Origin of the sequence: Rhizobium sp. H4, assembly GCF_003013335.1 — a bacterium.
In the GTDB taxonomy this organism is placed as follows: domain Bacteria; phylum Pseudomonadota; class Alphaproteobacteria; order Rhizobiales; family Rhizobiaceae; genus Rhizobium; species Rhizobium sophoriradicis.
The window spans coordinates 1-17,396 of sequence record NZ_PSOW01000007.1 but is presented as its reverse complement, the minus strand read 5'-3'; the positions used below and the strand labels follow the sequence as shown (position 1 = coordinate 17,396).

Sequence of the window (17,396 nt, the reverse complement as noted above, 5' to 3'; positions counted from 1 at the left end):
GTCAAACGGCAGGCGCGCTATGACCTGACACTGCTTCAACGCGCCGCCCACAGGGCTAAATATAAGTCTCTACCCTCGATACCGAAGCGCATCGGCGACGACCACAAAGGCCACCGATGCATGCCAGCCGGAGGGATAATCAAGATGCTACTCGGAAAACGGCGGACACTGGACTTCGAGCACCCGCACCAGTTGCCCGTCCTCAAGATAGGCCTGCACGGCGTCCCAGCTGCAGGCTAGGGTCAACCGCTGAGACGGAAATGGCCGCAATCCGTTGCGGCCGCGTCCTCACCGATAACGTCATTTCCTCGGCGCCGGCGCATTCTCCTGAAAAGCCGGTAACGCCTCCAGCCTGCCGACAATCTCGGCGATGTTCGGCCACCGCGCGAGATCGAACCCCATGCGCCTGGCGCTGATCGCCTGCGGGAAGAGGAATATGTCGGCAATGCCAGGCTGATCGGAGACCGCGAACGCCCCACGCCTGCGGCTGGCAATCATCGTCTCCACAGCGGCCATTCCCTCGCCGACCCAGTGACGGCCCCATGCCGCAATCGAGTCGGCATCAGCTTTGAAGGCGGTTTTGAGATGCAGGCCGATCCGCGGCGGCAGCAGCGCATGGATTTCGGCCGCGATCGCAAGCGCGATGGACCGCGCCTGCGCCCTGTCTTCCGCCGTGTCGGGCAGCAGCGGCGGTTCAGGCTGGATCTCATCGAGATATTCGATGATGGCCAGCGACTGGGTGACGAGGACGCCGCCGTCGGTGAGCAGGGCCGGCACCAGCCCCTGAGGATTGACGCTGCGGTATCCGGCCTGCCGGCTTTCTGCCTCCTCGCCGAGAATGGTGACCGGCAACGCCTCCGCCGTCAGCCCCTTCAGGGCGAGGGCAATCCGGACCCTCGATGTCGCCGAGGAAATTTCGTTCTGGTAAAGCTTCATTGTCTTTCTCCCTTATGGTCGCGGAGGAGCGGCAACCCCTCCGCGGAAGACGCGGCCGATGCCGCCGTCACAAGGCCCGCGAGGGGCGAAGGCTCCTGCGAGCGTATGTCGTAAATGCAGGGCGCGGCAAACACCGCCGCTCCCAGAACGCAGACGATCATCAATCTCATGAAATCCTCCAGCGGCGAGGCCCGACAGCCTCGCCCTGTTCCTTCGGCGTCTGCCGGTCAGGCAATGCTCAGCTCCACATGGATATTGCCGCGTGTCGCCTTCGAATAGGGGCAGGTCCGGTGCGCCTCGTCGACAAGCGCCTTCGCGACATCCGCTTCGATGCCGGGCAGTCTGACCTTGAGACGGGCTTGCAGGAAATAGTCGCCCTCCGTCGTTCCGAGATCGACTTCGGCGTTCACAGCCGTATCAGTGGGTAGCCTGATCTTCAGCTTGCCGGCGGCAATGCCGATCGCGCCGATGAAGCAGGCAGACCAGCCTGCGGCGAAGAGCTGTTCGGGATTGGTACCGGGCCGCGCGCTGCCGGGAGGAGAGAGCTTGATGTCGAGCTGCCCGTCATCGCTTTGCGAAGCGCCGTCGCGCCCGCCTGTCGTGCGGGTCTTGCCGGTGTAGAGAACTTTTTCGATCTTTGTCATTGAACACTCCGTATATGGGCGCCGTAAGCGAGGAGATCGCTGCTGCGGCCGGGTTGACGAAGTGAGTTTTGACCGGCCGATATATCCTGCATGTTTCCGAAATCGGCTGAAATGTCACAAAACGTAGCTTCCGGTATCCGAGACATCTTTTCGTACAAACTGCCGGAAAATCCCGGCGTCCAAAATCACCGAAGGGTAACTTCCGCCGCCAGTCCGCCGCCGGGCCGATTGTAGAGCCTGAGCGAGCCGCCGAGCTTCGCCGTCAGCTGCTGGGCGATCGCAAGACCGAGGCCCGTGCCGCCGGTCTCGCGGTTGCGGGATTGCTCGAGCCGGAAGAACGGCTGCATGGCGGCTTCCAGCATGTCATCAGGAATCCCCGGCCCGCGATCCATGACTGAAATGACGACCGCCTTCTCCGCGTTATGCTCGACGGTGATCTCGGCGGAGCCCGCAAACTTCAGGGCATTGTCGATGAAGTTCGACAGTATCCGGCGCAGGGCATGCGGTCTGGTGAAGGCGGCGCCCTCAACCAGCCCAGTGACCGTGACGGACTTTCCGGTGTCCTGATAGTCATAGGCTATGCTGTCGATAAAAGAGGCGAGATCGATGCGGGCATTCTTTTCGCCGCTCCCGTGAGCGCTGCGCGCATAGGCGATGCCGTCCTGGACGAGGCGCTGGATCTCGGCAAGGTCGCGCACCAGCTTCTCCTTCTCGGGCGAATCCTCCGCCATGTCGGCCCGCAGCCGCATGCGAGTGATCGGTGTCTGCAGGTCATGCGAGATCGCCGCCAGGATCTGCACACGCTCCTCGAGGTAGTGGGCGATCCTCTCCCGCATCGCGTTGAAAGCTCGCGCCGCATGCGCAACCTCGCTTGGCCCCGCCTCGCTCAAATCAGGACCGTTCTTGTCGGGGTCGAGGGCATCGGCGGCCGCGGCAAGCTCGCCGAGCGGCCGGATCGCCTGGCGGACAGCAAACCAGGTACAGAGGACGAGCAGCGCCATCTGGACGGCAAAGACATAGGGTAGCCATTCCGCAATCGGCATGACGCCCCTTGGCGTCACATCGATGGTGAGCGGGCTGCCGTCGCTCAGCGTCAGATGTGCCTGCAGCCGGTTGACTTCGCCCGGTATCCGTTCGATGCGGATCGGGAAGCGGTGCCCGACGGCCGCCTCTATCTTTCCTGCGATCTCCCTGCCCTTGCTGGAGGCGTCGGGCACGCCGGCCAAACCGGGCCCGAGTTCGAAACGATAGTTGCCGCGGCTCAGCCAGTCCACAAGGTCACCGCGCTCGGTTGCCGGGAGTCGGTCGAGAACGGCAATCGATGTTGCAACATCGTTCTCCAGCGTGCCGAGCATTACCGCTTTGGCCGACATGTAGCGCTCCATGTAGAGAACGCTGAAGGAAAGCCCGTAGGCGAAGGCCAGGCCGATCAGCAGGATGAGAAAAATCCTCGATCGCAGTGTTCTCGGCCACATCAGGCCCGGCAGCATGGCGATCGCACTCCTCATTGGCGCGGCTCCGAAATTTCGACCGGAACCGAGAAGACATAGCCTTCGCTGCGCACCGTCTTGATGTAGGTCGGCTCGCGCGCATCGTCTCCCAGCCGCTGCCGCAGGCGGCTCACCAACAGATCGATCGAGCGATCGAAGAGCTCGGCGTCGCGCCCCTGCGTCAGGCTCAGAAGCTGATCGCGGTTGAGCACCCGCTGCGGATGGTCGATGAAAACACGCAGCAGGCGGTATTCGGCGCCGCTCAGCGCAATCGCCGTCCCTTCCTTGTCCAGGAGGTGGCGCGCAACCGTGTCGAGCCGCCAGTCGCCGAATGTCAACAATTGTCCCGCCTCGCTGATCTGCAGGTTGGGCGGCAGCATGCGCGTGCGGCGCAGCACTGCTTTGATGCGGGCCAGCAGCTCGCGCGCTGCGAACGGCTTGGCGAGATAGTCGTCGGCGCCCATCTCCAGCCCGAGGATCCTGTCCATCTCGTCGGTGCGGGCTGTCAGCATCAGGATCGGGATCGCCTTGTGCCGCCCGCCGCGCAGTTCGCGGCACAGCACCAGACCGTCATCGCCGGGCATCATCACGTCGAGCACGATCAGATCGACGGCATTGGCGTCCAGAAAACTGCGCATCTGGCGCCCGTCCGCGGCAACGCTGGTCCTGAGGCCATTCTTCTGCAGATAGCCCGAGACCAGCTCGCGGATTTCACGATCGTCGTCGACGATCAGGATATGATCGACATGATCCATATTTGCTTATTCCTCAACGATATGGCCGCGCCCGCCGCCTCAGCCATGATGCCGAAGCGACAGACGCGACCTACGCATATTCCGCCAGTCGGAGCAACGAGGCTCTGCGGCTTGATGCCGCCTCTAAGCATGTCGCGCAAAAGTGTGCTGCGGTTTTGCGTTGACGACATGCGAGAAAATAAAGACCTAAAGCGCGGGAAGCGAATCTGACAGATCGCGAAGTGCTTTAGAAGCGATCGACGTCGATCACGGCTTGCGCAAAGGCCTGCGGCGCCTCCTGCGGCAGGTTATGGCCGATGCCGCCACCGATCGTGCGATGCTCGTATCTGCCGGAGAACTTTGCGGCATAGGCGGAGGGCTCCGGATGCGGCGCTCCGTTTGCATCACCCTCCATGGTGATCGTCGGCACCGAAATCATCGGCAAGACGGCCAGCTTCTTCTCATAGGCGTCGTACTTGGCCTCGCCTTCGACGAGCCCCAGGCGCCAGCGATAATTGTGAATGACGATGTCGACATGGTCGGGATTGTCGAAGGCGGCAGCGGATCGGTCGAAGGTCGCATCGTCGAAATTCCACTTCGGCGAGGCCGTCTGCCAGATGAGCTTTGCGAAATCATGGGTGTTGCTGGCATAGCCCAGCCGGCCGCGCTCGGTGGCGAAGTAGAACTGGTACCACCAGGCAAGCTCGGCCTTCGGCGGCAGCGGCTTCTTGTTGGCTTTCTGGCTGCCGATCAGGTAGCCGCTGACCGATACCATCGCCTTGCACCGCTCCGGCCAGAGCGCGGCCATGATATTGGCGGTCCGCCCGCCCCAATCGTAGCCGGCAATCACCGCCTTTTCGATGTTGAGCGCGTCGAGCAGGGCGATCATATCGGCGGCGAGTGCCGAAGGCTGGCCGTTTCGAGGCGTCTTGTCATCGAGGAAACGCGTCGTGCCGTAGCCGCGCAGATAAGGTATGATCACCCGGTAGCCGGCCGACGCAAGCAGCGGCGCGACGTCGACGAAACTATAGATGTCATAGGGCCAGCCGTGCAGCAGCAGGACAACAGGACCATCCGCCTTGCCGGCCTCGGCATAGCCGATATCGAGCACGTCGGTCTTGATCTGCTTCAGCGCTTCGAAGGACGTATGGGTTCCGGCCTTCACATCAGGCAAGGACGCGGGCGAAGCCGGCGACGGCTGGGCAGAGACCGCGCCTGCTACGCCGAATTCCACTGCCGCAAGGGCGATGGCTGTCATGCCGAAGAAGCGGCGGCGGTGGTGGTTGATTTGCTCGGACATCGGACTCTCCTGTCGAATGGATCACGGTGCTCAGAAGACGTTCGGCTTGTATCGCCCGTATGTCGCAAAGGCGCGGTTTTTGAATACGAATGTAGACTCCGCCCTGTCAGATACACTCTGATACAATCGCGTTGACTGCGCAGAGCATCGCGGGTCCGCCTCGACTATTTTGCCGCCGCTTCTGCGGATGAGGCAGTATGTTTTCTTTTGTATCGCTCCTGCCCCAGCGCAATAGTTTGGTACATTTTCCCGCCAAACCAGACACATCGGAGATACCTCCGCCCAGCTACATCGCGCCGTTGCTGGTTCAGGCCCATCGCCGTCCAGAGTCCGATCAATCGGTTTCAGAGGAAAAGATGATGACACTTCTGATCATTGCCTATCTCGGAGGCGTGCTGACCATCCTCAGCCCCTGCATCCTCCCCATCCTCCCCTTCGTCTTCGCCCGCGCCGGCCAGCCCTTCGTCAAAAGCACGCTGCCGATGCTGACGGGCATGGCCGCCACTTTCGCGCTCGTTGCCACCCTTGCCGCGGTCGGCGGCAGCTGGGCCATCCGCGCCAATGAATATGGCCGCCTTGCCGCCATCGTCCTGCTTGCTCTCTTCGGCGTGAGCCTGCTTTCGCCGCGCTTTGCCAGCACCCTTGCCCGTCCGATCGTCGATCTGGGAAATAACCTCGTGAACGCCAGCGGCGGCGGACGCACGGCGCCGACGGTCCGGAGCGCCCTCATTCTCGGCGTTGCCACCGGCTTGCTCTGGGCGCCTTGCGCCGGGCCGATCCTCGGCCTCGTGCTGACGGGTGCTGCCTTGCAGGGCGCCAACCTTGAGACCAGCTTCCTGCTCGCTGCCTATGCAGCCGGTGCCGCGACCTCCCTTGCCGTCGCCTTGTCGGTCGGCGGAAAGATATTTGCCGCCATGAAGCGTTCGCTCGGTCTTGGTGATCGCATTCGCCAGGTGCTCGGCGCTGCCGTGCTCGCCGGTGTCGCCATCATTGCCCTCGGGCTCGACACCAGCCTGCTGTCCCGCCTCTCCTATGCCAGCACCGCATCTCTGGAACAGGCCGTGCTCCACCGGCTGCATGCAAAGGAGCTCGCCGCTGCACCCTCCGAACTCGCAAGCAACGACGCGACGATCGTCGCGGCCGATGCGAAGAAGCCTTTCCGCAGCGATCTGCCGGTCGAGGGTTATGCGCCCTCGCTCAACGGCGCAGTCGAATGGCTGAACTCCAAGCCCCTGACCACCGAAGAGCTGCCTAGCAAGGTCGTTCTCGTCGACTTCTGGACCTATTCCTGCATCAACTGCATTCGCACGATCCCCTACACCAAGGCCTGGGCGGAAAAATATGCCGATCAAGGTCTCGTAGTGATCGGCGTCCACGCCCCGGAATTCGCTTTCGAAAAGAAGATCGACAACGTCAAAAGCGCAATCGATGACTTCAAGATCGGCTATCCCGTTGCCGTCGACAACGACTACAAGATCTGGCGCGCCTTCGAGAACAGCTACTGGCCAGCCGCCTACCTGATCGATGCCAAGGGCCAGATCCGCTACCACCACTTCGGCGAAGGCAATTACGGCAGGACCGAGAAGGCCATTCAGGACCTGCTGCGCGAAGCCGGAAGTGAAATGACCGCCAGCGCGCCGGTCACCCCCGATGCAAAGGGCGTGGAAGCCGGTCCCGATCTCGGCAACATCCGCTCCGGCGAGACCTATCTCGGCTACGAGCAGGCGACGAACTTCAGCTCACCCGAGGGGCTGCAGGCAGATGCTCCGCAGAACTACTCGATCAGCAAGCCGAGCCTCAATGGCTGGGGCCTGTCGGGAACCTGGACCGTTGGTAAGGATCAGGCAACGCTCGATCAGGCAGGCGGTGGCATCACCTATCGCTTCAGCGCCCGTGACCTGCATCTGGTTCTCGGACCCGGCGATGAAGCTAAACCGGTCCGTTTCCAGGTGAAGATCGACGGCAAGTCTCCGGGCCCGGACCACGGCTCCGACATCGATGCCGACGGCAACGGCGCGGTCACCGCGACGCGTCTTTACCAGCTCGTGCGGCAGTCGGGCACCGTCGCTGCCCGCAACTTCGAGATCCGCTTCCTCGATCCCGGCGTCCAGGCCTACGCCTTCACGTTCGGCTGACCCGACACCGTTCCATTTCAAGACCTTCAACATCGACCACAAGGAGTAAACCCATGAACAAGCATCTGACTTTCATCGCAGCCCTTGCCTTTGCCACCGCCGGGATCGCATTTGCAGCCGAGGCTGCCTCAACATCGTGATCGTCCACGGCGCGCTGGCCGACGGCTCGGGCTGGCGCAAGGCGACAGAGATCCTCGAAAGGCGCGGCTTCAACGTCACAATCGTCCAGGAACCCCTCACCTCTCTCGAAGACGACGTAGCGGCGACGAAACGGGTTCTCGACCTCCAGGAAGGACCGTCCCTGCTCGTCGGCCACAGCTATGGCGGCATGGTGATCACCGAGGCCGGCAACGATCCTCATGTCGCCGGCCTCGTCTATGTCGCCGCGTTCCAGCCCGACCAGGGCGAAAGCCTGCTGAGCCTCGCCAGCTCGAAGCCGGCCGGCAGCATGGACATCAAGGAGACGAAGGATGGCAAATACCTCTATCTCGACCCCGCGGCTTTTGCGGCGGATTTCGCAGCCGACCTTCCGAAAGCCGAGACCGATTTCCTGGCAAAGTCGCAAGTCCTCGCCTCAAAGCAAGCCTTCGCAGCCAAGATCGCGGAACCCGCATGGCGCACGAAGCCCAGCTGGTCGATTGTCGCCACCGAGGACCGCTCCATCAACCCCGAACTGGAGCGTGATATGGCCAAACGCGCCGGCAGCGAAGTGACGGAGATCAAGTCCAGCCACGCCGTCTTCGCATCCCAACCGGAAAAAGCTGCCGACGTCATCGAAAAGGCGGCCAGAAAAGCCGGCGAGTAGAACCGGCAGTATGGGGCGGCAGGTGCTCGAAGCCCGCATGCCGTCCCTATCCAACTTTTGTCCCCATAGAGTGTGGGACAGCCAGTCCAGTTTGCCCCTCTCGACGAATGGAGAGGGGCAACATCGTTTACTGTTTGGCGGCTACCGGACGAACCAGCGGCGTGACGCGGCGGATGGTGACGCGGCGGTTTTCCTGCTCCGGGTCTGATGTATTGACCTTCAAGTAGCGCTCGCCATAGCCCTGCGTTGCAAGGTTTTCCGGCGCGATGCCGTAGACGTCGGTGAGCACGTTGGCGACCGATTCCGCCCGCTGGTCGGAAAGGATCAGGTTGCTCTGGTCGGAGCCGACCGCATCCGTATGGCCTTCAATCAGGAAAGTCTCGCTCGGATCCTTTTCGAGCACCTGGTTGATTGCGTCGGCAACCTTGCGCAGCGTGCGTGCCTGCGTCATCGGGATCTCGGCGCTGCCGGTGGCGAAGGTGATCGTATCGAGGTCGATGCGGCGCACCTTGTCGCGAATACGAGCGGAGTACTTCACCTCGTCAAGCGAATAGACCCGCTCCACCTGCTCGACCGGCGGCTCGCTGAGGAACTCGTAATAGTCCCGGTCAGGATCGCTGCTGGTGTCGATGATATAGTCGTTGAGCGGGACACGCAGCCGCATTGGCGGCAGATCAGCGCCCGGGTCGTCGAAATAGCCGCGATCAGGATCCTCGTAGAGATCAGGTGAGTAGTAGAGCACGTATTCGCGCCCGCGGGCATCGACGCGCGACCGCTGGATGATGTCGCCGTAGCGGTTGCGAATGGTGACGATACGATAGCCTTCCGGCCGCGTGATGGTCTCGCGATAGCGATTGTCCGGGAGCTCTTCATAGATCGGTCGTTCACCGTCGCGCAGGAACCGTCTGTCGTCGTCGCTGCGCACGATCACCTGGTTGTTGTATTGGATGATCACCCGGTTATCGTCGGTTTGGTCGTCGATGCGCGCTCCCTCGGGACGGGCAAATTGCGGCCGCGTGTCGAGCCTCGTGCCCTTCTCGCTGGTGACTGCCTCGAGCTTTATCGCCGGCGCAGCAGCAGCTGCAGCGGCCTGCGCATCGGCATCCGAGGTCGGCACCTTCACCTCCTGGCTCTCGGCGCGCAGCTTGTCGCGATCGCGGCGGCTTTCGCGGCCCTTGCTGCGATCGGCATCCTTGTCGCTGTCAAGCACGGCGGCACCGTTCTCGACCGGCAGCACGACGGTCTCGTTGCTCTTGGCCGGATCCGCGGCAATCTTCTTGCGGCGCTCCAGTTCCTCGGGAGAAACCTTTTCCGGTGCCGGAAGCGCCTGCTCGACCTGCTGGCCGCCGCTGGAATCCGGCGCCGGCTGGGCAGTGTCGGTGCTGGGCGCGACCGTTGGTGCCTCGGAAAGTTTTTCGGCCGTGCCTTCCATCGGCTTTTCAACGGGCGCGGCCTCAGGTGCGGCAGCCTTGTCTTCGGTTGGCTTATCTCCCGGCGCTGTGGCCTCGCCCTTTGCCGGCTTCTTCTCGGCCGGCGCCTCGGCTGTCGGTTTTACCTCGGGTTTTGCTTCGGGCTTGGCCTGCTCCTCGGCCGGCGTTACCGCCTCAGGGGCGGCGGTCTCGGCCTTGCCCTTGCCTTTGTCCTTGCCTTGGGCCCTCTCCTGACGTTGCTTGCCCTCCGGCTTGGCTTCAGGCTCAGCCTGTTCCACCTGCGGCTGAGCTTCCTTGGCGGCCGGCTGCTGTTCGGGCTCCGGCTGAGCTTCCGGCTCGGCCTGCTGTACCTGAGGCTTCTTGGGCTTCTTCGGCTTTTCCTGCGTCACCGGCTGCTGCTCTTCCTGCTGCGGCTGGGCCTCGGGCTCTACTTCGGACTGAGCCTCCTGCTTGGCTTTGCGCTGGGGTTTGCTTTCGGCCTTCGGTGCGGGCTCCTCCCTTGGCGCTTCTGCCTTCGACGGTTCCGGCGCTGCCTTCGGCTCGGGCGCCGGGGCCTCCTTCTGCTCGGCCTTCCTCGGCTTTTCGGCAGGTTCTTCCTTCTGCTGCTCGGCTGCCGGCGCCTGTTCGGCCGGGGCCTCCTTCTTTTCCTTGCGCTTCTTCTTCAGCAGTTCCTCTTCCGACGGCGCGTCCTGCGCCACTTCGAAACTGCCTTGTTCCGCCTGCTGCACGGCCGCGGCCGGCGTCGCGACGTCGCGGACGGCAGCCATCGTCGTGGCGGGCTGGAGAGCCAGCGATAGGGAAAGCAGCGGGAAAGCTGCACTCGCAAACAATCTAGATTTCTTGCCCATCGGGTTTCCTCGATCCTGTTTGAGCTTCCTGAAGGCCGACAGGCCTTGCTTCGCCCCTAGCTTCGCAATGAGGCGAAACGGCGAATTGGCAAAGCGCCAAGTCGCCGATTTGTTCCGGTTCTAGGAAGCCCTTGATTAACCTCCCGTGAATGTTGCGGTCTGCTTTCGTTCATCTCGCCTGTTATTTGCACCGCACAATTGCGCGGGAATTTGTGTTGCAATTTCATGAAAAAAAGTCTGATTATCGCCGCAAGGCGGTGTCGACACCGTTGAATTGCGGTCGCGAGTCCAAGAGAAAAACAGACAGCGGCCACCAACAGAGAGGATCCTCATGTTTAACTCCACCCGCATCTTCGCGGCAGCCTCGATCGCGGCAATGTCGCTCTTTGCCGGCTCGGCCATGGCCGAAGGCGAAAAATACGTGATCGGCACCGATTCGACCTATCCGCCCTTCGAATTCGTCGACGCCAGCGGCACGATCCAGGGCTTCGACATCGATATCGCCAAGGCGCTCTGTGCCGAGATGAAGGCTGAATGCAGCTTCGTCAGTACCGATTGGGACGGCATCATTCCGGCGCTCAACGCCAAGAAATTCGACATGATCGTCTCTTCCATGTCGATTACGCCGGAACGCCTGAAGCTCGTCGACTTCTCCAATAAGTACTACAACACCCCGCCGGCCATCGCCGTCCCGAAGGATTCCAAGATCACCGACGTTGCTGGCCTCAAGGGCAAGGTGATCGGCGCGCAGACCTCGACGACGCACGCCAACTACGCCGAGAAGCACCTTGCCGACACCGAGCTGAAGCTCTATCCGACCGCTGACGAATACAAGCTCGACGTTTCCAGCGGCCGTGTCGACGCCGTCATCGACGATGTCGTGGTTCTCTCCGAATGGGTCAAGTCCGACGCCGGCGCCTGCTGCAAGATCCTGACAACCTTGCCGGTCGACAAGGAAATCAACGGCGAAGGCGCAGGCATCGCCATCCGTAAGGGTGATCCGCTGAAGGAAAAGCTGAACACCGCGATCGCAGCGATCCGCGCCAACGGCGAGTACAAGAAGATCCAGGACAAGTACTTCGATTTCGACGTTTACGGCGACTGAGAAATTCGGTATCTGGCCGATCAAGCGAATGGCGGAAGGCTTGCTCTTCCGCCATTTTTGTTTGACAAAGGTGGCAAGATCAAAACGGCAAAAGCCGTGAGGGGAATTCTCGCATGGGCGGATTATTTTCCGCGCTTGGCTCCTTCTGGAGCTCACTTGTGCACATTTTCGATCCGCTGTGCGGACCCGTCGGCATCTTCACCTGGTTTGGTCAGTCGACGATTCTTGCCTGCGGCGATACTGGCTGGGGCGACGAAATCGCTCTCGGCTTGCAGGTTACCGTTTCGGTGGCAATCGTCACCCTGCCGATCGGGCTCGTGATCGGTTTCCTCGTGGCGCTGGGCCAACAGTCGGAGGAGAAGCCGCTGCGGCTGGCCGCCGGCATCTACACGACGATCTTCCGCGGCCTGCCGGAGCTTTTGACGCTCTTCATCATCTATTATGGCATGCAGATGCTGATCCAGTCCCTTCTGGAGCTTGCCGGCTATGTCGGACCGCCGATCGAGATCAACGCTTTTCTCGCCGGCGTGATCGCGCTGTCGGTCGTCTTCTCCGCCTACTGTTCGGAAGTGCTGCTCTCGGCTTTCCGCGCCATACCCAAGGGCCAGTATGAGGCGGGAGACTCGCTCGGCCTGCATCGCGGCCGCACGCTGCGGCTCATCATCCTGCCGCAGCTTGTGCGAATCGCACTCCCCGGCCTGACGAACCTCTGGATGGTGCTGCTGAAGGACACGTCCTATGTCTCGATTATCAGCCTTGCCGACATCCTGCGCCAGACGAGCGTCGCCGTGCGGGTGACCAAGGAACCCTTCTTCTTCTATGGCATCGCCTGCTGTCTCTATCTGGTGCTCGCCATCCTCTCTTCGTTCCTGCTCGTCCGCATCGACCGCTGGGCCAAACGTTCCGAGGTCCGCCGATGAGCTATGCCGAAACCTTGATCCCGCCGCAGCCCGCCCCTCGAGAGGTGGCAAAGCCGATGACCGCGACCCGCCTCAGCGGCTATATCCTCGTTGCCTTCTGGGCGCTGCTCGCAACGCTGCTGATCTTTACCGTCGTCAATGGCTGGGATCCTGAAAAGTTTACCCGCTATGGGCCGCGTTATCTGCACGGTCTCTGGGTGACGCTGAGCCTTGTCGCCATCTCCGTCGTCTGCGGCGCCATCCTGTCGCTGCCTCTCGCCATGGCGCGGCTGTCGAAGAACCGGGCGCTCAACTGGTTCGCCTATTGCTATATTTATTTCTTTCGCGGCACGCCGCTGCTTGCGCAGCTCTTTCTGGTCTATTACGGCCTCGGCGTTTTCCGTCCGCAGCTGGAAGCCATCGGCATCTGGTGGTTCTTCCGCGAGGCCTGGTATTGCGGCCTCTTCGCCATGACCATCAATACGGCCGCCTATCAGGCGGAAATCCTGCGCGGCGCAATCGAGAGCGTGCCGCACGGCCAGCACGAGGCGGCCGCCGCACTTGGCATTCACAAGGCCATTGCTTTCCGCAAGATCATCCTGCCGCAAGCCTTCATCGTGGCGCTGCGCCCTTATGGCAACGAGATTATCCTTCTGATCAAGGGCTCGGCAGTCGTTGCCATCATCACCGTGCTCGATCTGATGGGCGAAACCCGCTACGCCTTCTCCCGCACCTTCGACTACCAGACCTATCTCTGGGCGGCGATCTTCTATCTCGCCATCGTCGAGGCGCTGCGCCATCTCTGGGCGTGGATCGAGCGTCGGCTGACCCGCCATCTCAAGCGCTGACGGCGCTGGCAGCACTCTTCGACCCGTGCTGCCAAGCCATTGATATTAAAAATAAATTGTCCTTTCCCAAAGTATCTGTAAAGTTTCCGTTAACCACTCGCATGTTTCCATATCACGTAGCGCTAATAAGCGCGCGAGTGGGAACGAGAAGAAGCGGAATAAAATGCACACGGACATGGAAAGACAACTGCAAGGTTACGGCCTGACGACCGCCCAGATCCTCTACCGACTGCCGGACCACCCGACGATCCTGCAGACCTACGTCTGGCAGGATTACGATCTCGCCCCGGATTTTCCCGAGATGCGCGGCTTCCTGAGATTCTGGCAGGAGAAGCTCGACGGACCGCTGCATTCGGTGCGCTACGTCCACCGCAAGCTGATCTCGGCAAGCGAATGGCGGGCGCTGAGGGGTGAGCTCATCCTGCACTGATCAGACATGCGCCTCGCCACGGCCGAACTCGCCCTCGTCACGATCCGGACGCAGTGCAAAACAGAGAATGCCGAGATAGAAGGCGACGACCGCAGCAATGACCGCAAGGCCGGGCATCGGCCCGAGCACCGCGTTGTCGACAACATAGGCCCATGAATGCGCCTGCAGCGCCGGCGCGCCCTCCGTCTGCAGCTTCGGCGTCGAGATCTTCAGGCACCAGGCAAGCAGCAGGATGAAGTACATCCAGCCGTAATTGCGCTTGAGACGGCGATGCATCGCCTCACCATAACTCAGCAGGAATCGCGGATGGCGCAGGCTGCCGGCGATCACCGAGGCCCATTCCCTGCCGCTATTGGGGTCGGGCGCCAGAATCTGTGCGAAATAGCAACGCTCGATCTGGCGGATGCGGGCGCGGTAAATGTCGAAGAATCGATAGCGCCGCGCCTCTATCATCAGAAGCAATGTAATCAGCATCATCCCGAACACCAGCACGCCGTGATGCGAGGTCGGCGTCGACAGGGACACTGAGAGCAGTGCCGCCACCACGGTGATCGCCCAATTGGACGTCCGGTCGATGCGATCGCGCCAGCTCGTCATGCGTCCGAGTTCGCCACGGTAATAATGGATGAGCGTATTGGTGGTCTCACCTGGCGTACCCGGCAGCAGCGACATCCGCACATCCTCTCTTTCCCTTATCGTTGATATCCTGTCCTGCTCCGTCTCCATAATTTTCCTCCCTTCGTCTCCCTTTCGGCTGCCTCTCATAGGGCGCCCGACCATTCTGCGCCTGCAGCCACGCCATTGCAAAAGATTGAAAGCCGCCTTAGAGCCGTGCCTTGAACAGAAGGATGGTGACCGCGATGGCAAAGAAGATCGATGAAGAAGCTCTTGCCGAGGCCTATAACCGCGCACTGGCGCTGGAAAAGGCCGGTGATGTCGACGCGGCCGTGGCGGCCTATCAGGAAGTATTGGCGATCGACCCGGACGACCACGGCGGAGCCGCCGTCCGCATCGCCGCCATGGGCCGCGGTGAAACGCCGGCCAAGGCGCCGGACGCCTATATCGAGACCTTGTTCGACCAGCATGCCGAGGTCTTCGAGGATGTGCTCGTCGAGCAGCTTGGCTATCACGTGCCGATGCTGGTGCGCCAGCGCCTGCAGCATTTGAAGCTCGGACCGTTCAAGCGGCTGCTCGATCTCGGCTGCGGCACGGGTCTGACCGGCGGCGCCCTGCGCGACCTGTGCGAAGATATGACCGGCATCGACATATCGGAAAAGATGGTCGAGATTGCCCATGAGAAGGATCTTTATGAAACGCTTTTCGTCGCCGAGGTCGAGGATTTCCTCGAGGACAATGACGAGGAAGCCTTCGACATCATTACTGCAACCGACGTCCTGCCCTATCTCGGCGCGCTCGAACCGTTGTTCTTCGGTGCCGCCGAGAATCTGACGGCGGGCGGCCTCTTCATCTTCTCCTCCGAAACCCTCCCGGCAGAAATTCTCGCCGGCCGCGCCTTCATGGTCGGACCGCACCAGCGCTTCGCCCACGCCGACGCCTATGTGAGAGAACGGCTGACCGCCACCGGTTTCGAGCTTGTCGAGATATCGGATATCAACGTGCGCATGGAAGAGGGACAGCCGACGCCCGGCCATTTGGTCATCGCCAGATACATCGGCTGACGGAATACTTGCATGATCGGCGAAGTATCTATTGCGTGATGCGCAGCAACCTGTTACTTAGTCGATCGGTAAAGTTTTTCCGAATTGGAAAGGTCGCCCCATGTCGCTCGTGCTTTATGGGCATCCGCTCGCCTCCTTCTGCCACAAAGTGTTGATTGCGCTTTACGAAAACGACACCCCCTTCGAGAACCGTCTCGTCGATCTTTCCGACGAGACCTCACGCGCCGATCTCTTTCGGTTCTGGCCAATCGGCAAGATGCCGCTGCTGCGTGACGAGGCCCGCGACAGCACCATCCCCGAAACCTCGATCATCATCGAATATCTCGATCATTATTATCCCGGTCCCGCACCCTTGCTGCCGCAGGAAATCGACCGGGCGCTGCAGGTCCGTCTCTGGGACCGTTTCTTCGACCACTACATCCAGGTGCCAATGCAGACACTGGTCAGCAATCGCCGGCGCCCCGAAGGCAAGGCGGACGAAATCGAAATTGCCTCTTCCCGGGAGACGCTCGCCACGGCCTACGCAATGATCGAAAAGCAGTTGGGCGGCAGCCCATGGATAACCGGCGGGGCCTTCACCATGGCGGACTGCGCCGCAGCCCCTTCTCTCTTCTACGCCGAGACGCTAGTTCCCTTTTCACCCGATCAGCCGAGACTGCGCGCCTATTACGAGCGGCTGCTGGCGCGCCCGTCCTTCGCCAGGGCATTGGAGGAGGCTCGTCCTTATTTCAAGTTTTACCCTTACCATGACAGGCTGCCCGCCGGCTTCCGGGATGCAGCGGGATGATCGACGGCCAGGCGGATCTCGACCGCATGTTCCATGCGCTTTCCGACCGCAGCCGCCGCGGTATGATCGACCGCCTCGGCCGCGGCCCGGCCTCCGTCACCGAACTGGCGGCGCCGCTCGCCGTAGCCCTGCCGACGGTGATGAAACATCTGCAGGTGTTGGAAGACAGCGGCCTCGTATTCTCCGAAAAATCCGGTCGGGTGCGGACCTACCGCCTGCAGCAGGATGCGCTTGCCGCTGTCGAGCGCTGGGTGGAACAGCGAAAGAGCCGCTGGACCACCACCTTCGACAGGCTGGACCAATTTCTCGCCGATGAGCCGGAGACCCTCCCCGAATGACGACACGATCCGCAGAACACGCCACCCTCGTCATCGAACGCCACCTGAAGGCGCCCGTCGCCCGGGTCTTCCGCGCCTGGTCGATGCCGGAATCCAAGCGCCAGTGGTTTGCCTGCCACGGCGATTGGGTGCCGCTGGAATACGGCCTGGATTTCCGCCCCGGCGGACTGGAGAGGAATTATGTCGGCGTTACGGACGGACTCCTGCACGCCTATGACGCCCGTTACATTGACATCGTGCCCGATGCGCGGATCATCTACGCTTATGAGATGAAGCTCGGCGAAGCCCGCATCTCGGTCTCACTCGCCACCGTCGCCTTCGAAGTCGAACCCGGCGGCACAAAGATGGTCTTTACCGAACAAGCGGTGTTCCTTGACGGCTATGCCGACAACGGCGCCCGTCTTCAGGGCACCGAAATCGGCCTCGACAATCTTGAACTCTTTCTCGAGCGCGAGACAAGCCCGATCCATTAGCAAGTTTCAGATATTGAATCACTTTTTAGAACGAGAGGCCTTGGCTGACATGTTCAACGCGGCGGCGGCGCGAACGAGCGCCTTCAATGCCTCCTCGTCGATCTTGTCGCTCTCGTGGATATCGATGGCGCGCCGAGTGTTGCCTTCGAGGCTGGAGTTGAAGAGCCCCGAAGGATCCTCCAGCGCGGCACCCCTGGCAAACGTCAGTTTCACCACCGTCTTATAGGTCTCGCCGGTGCAGATGATGCCGCTGCGCTCCCAGACCGGAACCCCTCGCCAATTCCATTCCTCGACAACGTCAGGCTCGGCCTGCCTGATCAGCGCCCGGACCCGCGCAAGCGTCTCGCCGCGCCAATCCTTGAGCTCCTCGATCCTCGCATCGATCAGCGTAACCGGTGTTCTCCCCCCACATTGTCCTTCGCCGCCTAGTCTGTGATCGAGATTTCCATGGATGAAGAACGGGAGTTACTCCATGGAGACCTCATTGGAGTTTCTCACAACCAGGAAGCCTGGGC

17 protein-coding genes and 2 pseudogenes are annotated in these 17,396 nt (G+C 61.6%); 10 read left to right on the top strand and 9 right to left on the bottom strand.

Annotated features, from left to right (window positions below; translation table 11 throughout):
* Positions 1 to 69: 69 nt before the first annotated feature.
* The 6 genes and pseudogenes from C4N04_RS32595 to C4N04_RS12280 form a co-directional block, all read right to left on the bottom strand.
* Positions 70 to 225: pseudogene (locus C4N04_RS32595) on the bottom strand (LysR family transcriptional regulator); the annotation flags it as partial.
* A gap of 75 nt (positions 226 to 300) precedes the next feature.
* Complete coding sequence (gene maiA, locus C4N04_RS12300) at positions 301 to 936, bottom strand: maleylacetoacetate isomerase (RefSeq protein WP_039620133.1); 636 nt, start codon at positions 934 to 936, stop codon at positions 301 to 303.
* Positions 937 to 1,163: 227 nt separating this feature from the next.
* Positions 1,164 to 1,580 (bottom strand): organic hydroperoxide resistance protein, encoded by a 417-nt coding sequence (locus tag C4N04_RS12295; RefSeq protein ID WP_009993038.1) that lies wholly within the window; start codon positions 1,578 to 1,580, stop codon positions 1,164 to 1,166.
* Between the two features lie 185 nt (positions 1,581 to 1,765).
* Complete coding sequence (locus C4N04_RS12290) at positions 1,766 to 3,088, bottom strand: HAMP domain-containing sensor histidine kinase (protein WP_077989282.1); 1,323 nt, start codon at positions 3,086 to 3,088, stop codon at positions 1,766 to 1,768.
* Positions 3,085 to 3,825, bottom strand: coding sequence for a response regulator (locus C4N04_RS12285; protein WP_077989283.1), 741 nt, complete (start codon positions 3,823 to 3,825; stop codon positions 3,085 to 3,087). Before C4N04_RS12285 ends, C4N04_RS12290 begins: the two co-directional genes overlap by 4 nt.
* A 226-nt stretch (positions 3,826 to 4,051) precedes the next feature.
* Positions 4,052 to 5,104, bottom strand: a complete 1,053-nt coding sequence (locus C4N04_RS12280; protein WP_096761849.1) for an alpha/beta hydrolase — start codon at positions 5,102 to 5,104, stop codon at positions 4,052 to 4,054.
* 359 nt (positions 5,105 to 5,463) lie between these two features.
* Between C4N04_RS12280 and C4N04_RS12275 the strand changes: the two genes are divergently transcribed.
* Both C4N04_RS12275 and C4N04_RS12270 read left to right on the top strand, forming a co-directional pair.
* Positions 5,464 to 7,239: a cytochrome c biogenesis protein DipZ gene (locus tag C4N04_RS12275; RefSeq protein WP_199852460.1), complete on the top strand. Its 1,776-nt coding sequence runs from the start codon at positions 5,464 to 5,466 to the stop codon at positions 7,237 to 7,239.
* Positions 7,240 to 7,292: 53 nt separating this feature from the next.
* Positions 7,293 to 8,044 (top strand): annotated as a pseudogene (locus C4N04_RS12270) (alpha/beta hydrolase).
* Positions 8,045 to 8,171: 127 nt separating this feature from the next.
* Here C4N04_RS12270 and C4N04_RS12265 read toward each other — a convergent pair.
* Complete coding sequence (locus tag C4N04_RS12265; RefSeq protein WP_106796124.1) at positions 8,172 to 10,322, bottom strand: OmpA family protein; 2,151 nt, start codon at positions 10,320 to 10,322, stop codon at positions 8,172 to 8,174.
* 331 nt (positions 10,323 to 10,653) lie between these two features.
* Here C4N04_RS12265 and C4N04_RS12260 point away from each other — a divergent pair, with 331 nt between their 5' ends.
* The 4 genes from C4N04_RS12260 (at position 10,654) to C4N04_RS12245 (ending at position 13,604) form a co-directional block, all read left to right on the top strand.
* Positions 10,654 to 11,427 (top strand): transporter substrate-binding domain-containing protein, encoded by a 774-nt coding sequence (locus C4N04_RS12260; RefSeq protein WP_038689394.1) that lies wholly within the window; start codon positions 10,654 to 10,656, stop codon positions 11,425 to 11,427.
* Positions 11,428 to 11,540: 113 nt separating this feature from the next.
* Complete coding sequence (locus C4N04_RS12255) at positions 11,541 to 12,347, top strand: ABC transporter permease (protein ID WP_038689396.1); 807 nt, start codon at positions 11,541 to 11,543, stop codon at positions 12,345 to 12,347.
* Positions 12,344 to 13,174: an ABC transporter permease gene (locus C4N04_RS12250; protein WP_009993147.1), complete on the top strand. Its 831-nt coding sequence runs from the start codon at positions 12,344 to 12,346 to the stop codon at positions 13,172 to 13,174. Before C4N04_RS12255 ends, C4N04_RS12250 begins: the two co-directional genes overlap by 4 nt.
* Before the next feature lie 163 nt (positions 13,175 to 13,337).
* Positions 13,338 to 13,604: an usg protein gene (locus tag C4N04_RS12245; RefSeq protein WP_010056865.1), complete on the top strand. Its 267-nt coding sequence runs from the start codon at positions 13,338 to 13,340 to the stop codon at positions 13,602 to 13,604.
* Here the strand turns inward: C4N04_RS12245 and C4N04_RS12240 are convergent, their stop codons facing one another.
* Complete coding sequence (locus C4N04_RS12240; RefSeq protein WP_077989288.1) at positions 13,605 to 14,330, bottom strand: DUF2270 domain-containing protein; 726 nt, start codon at positions 14,328 to 14,330, stop codon at positions 13,605 to 13,607.
* Positions 14,331 to 14,464: 134 nt separating this feature from the next.
* Here C4N04_RS12240 and C4N04_RS12235 point away from each other — a divergent pair, with 134 nt between their 5' ends.
* The 4 genes from C4N04_RS12235 to C4N04_RS12220 all read left to right on the top strand — a co-directional run bounded on the left by C4N04_RS12235 (position 14,465) and on the right by C4N04_RS12220 (position 16,881).
* The gene (locus tag C4N04_RS12235; protein ID WP_106796228.1) at positions 14,465 to 15,283 is read left to right on the top strand and encodes a methyltransferase; all 819 of its coding nucleotides are present in this window, start codon (positions 14,465 to 14,467) and stop codon (positions 15,281 to 15,283) included.
* 100 nt (positions 15,284 to 15,383) lie between these two features.
* Positions 15,384 to 16,070 (top strand): glutathione S-transferase family protein, encoded by a 687-nt coding sequence (locus C4N04_RS12230; protein ID WP_077989289.1) that lies wholly within the window; start codon positions 15,384 to 15,386, stop codon positions 16,068 to 16,070.
* On the top strand, positions 16,067 to 16,408 hold the full coding sequence (locus tag C4N04_RS12225) for a metalloregulator ArsR/SmtB family transcription factor (protein ID WP_038689404.1): 342 nt from the start codon (positions 16,067 to 16,069) through the stop codon (positions 16,406 to 16,408). The genes C4N04_RS12230 and C4N04_RS12225 overlap by 4 nt, the downstream gene beginning before the upstream one ends.
* The gene (locus C4N04_RS12220) at positions 16,405 to 16,881 is read left to right on the top strand and encodes an SRPBCC family protein (protein ID WP_106796123.1); all 477 of its coding nucleotides are present in this window, start codon (positions 16,405 to 16,407) and stop codon (positions 16,879 to 16,881) included. The genes C4N04_RS12225 and C4N04_RS12220 overlap by 4 nt, the downstream gene beginning before the upstream one ends.
* 18 nt (positions 16,882 to 16,899) lie before the next feature.
* Here the strand turns inward: C4N04_RS12220 and C4N04_RS12215 are convergent, their stop codons facing one another.
* On the bottom strand, positions 16,900 to 17,334 hold the full coding sequence (locus tag C4N04_RS12215; protein ID WP_106796122.1) for a DUF1801 domain-containing protein: 435 nt from the start codon (positions 17,332 to 17,334) through the stop codon (positions 16,900 to 16,902).
* Positions 17,335 to 17,396 lie beyond the last annotated feature (62 nt).

Coding starts and splice junctions, on each gene's coding strand:
- C4N04_RS12260 (WP_038689394.1), top strand. CDS start 10,654: ATGTTTAACTCCACCCGCATCTTCGCGGCAGCCTCGATCGCGGCAATG.
- C4N04_RS12265 (WP_106796124.1), bottom strand. CDS start 10,322: ATGGGCAAGAAATCTAGATTGTTTGCGAGTGCAGCTTTCCCGCTGCTT.
- C4N04_RS12235 (WP_106796228.1), top strand. CDS start 14,465: ATGGCAAAGAAGATCGATGAAGAAGCTCTTGCCGAGGCCTATAACCGC.
- C4N04_RS12290 (WP_077989282.1), bottom strand. CDS start 3,088: ATGAGGAGTGCGATCGCCATGCTGCCGGGCCTGATGTGGCCGAGAACA.
- C4N04_RS12285 (WP_077989283.1), bottom strand. CDS start 3,825: ATGGATCATGTCGATCATATCCTGATCGTCGACGACGATCGTGAAATC.
- C4N04_RS12250 (WP_009993147.1), top strand. CDS start 12,344: ATGAGCTATGCCGAAACCTTGATCCCGCCGCAGCCCGCCCCTCGAGAG.
- C4N04_RS12280 (WP_096761849.1), bottom strand. CDS start 5,104: ATGTCCGAGCAAATCAACCACCACCGCCGCCGCTTCTTCGGCATGACA.
- C4N04_RS12225 (WP_038689404.1), top strand. CDS start 16,067: ATGATCGACGGCCAGGCGGATCTCGACCGCATGTTCCATGCGCTTTCC.
- C4N04_RS12240 (WP_077989288.1), bottom strand. CDS start 14,330: ATGGAGACGGAGCAGGACAGGATATCAACGATAAGGGAAAGAGAGGAT.
- C4N04_RS12230 (WP_077989289.1), top strand. CDS start 15,384: ATGTCGCTCGTGCTTTATGGGCATCCGCTCGCCTCCTTCTGCCACAAA.
- C4N04_RS12245 (WP_010056865.1), top strand. CDS start 13,338: ATGCACACGGACATGGAAAGACAACTGCAAGGTTACGGCCTGACGACC.
- maiA (WP_039620133.1), bottom strand. CDS start 936: ATGAAGCTTTACCAGAACGAAATTTCCTCGGCGACATCGAGGGTCCGG.
- C4N04_RS12255 (WP_038689396.1), top strand. CDS start 11,541: ATGGGCGGATTATTTTCCGCGCTTGGCTCCTTCTGGAGCTCACTTGTG.
- C4N04_RS12220 (WP_106796123.1), top strand. CDS start 16,405: ATGACGACACGATCCGCAGAACACGCCACCCTCGTCATCGAACGCCAC.
- C4N04_RS12295 (WP_009993038.1), bottom strand. CDS start 1,580: ATGACAAAGATCGAAAAAGTTCTCTACACCGGCAAGACCCGCACGACA.
- C4N04_RS12275 (WP_199852460.1), top strand. CDS start 5,464: ATGACACTTCTGATCATTGCCTATCTCGGAGGCGTGCTGACCATCCTC.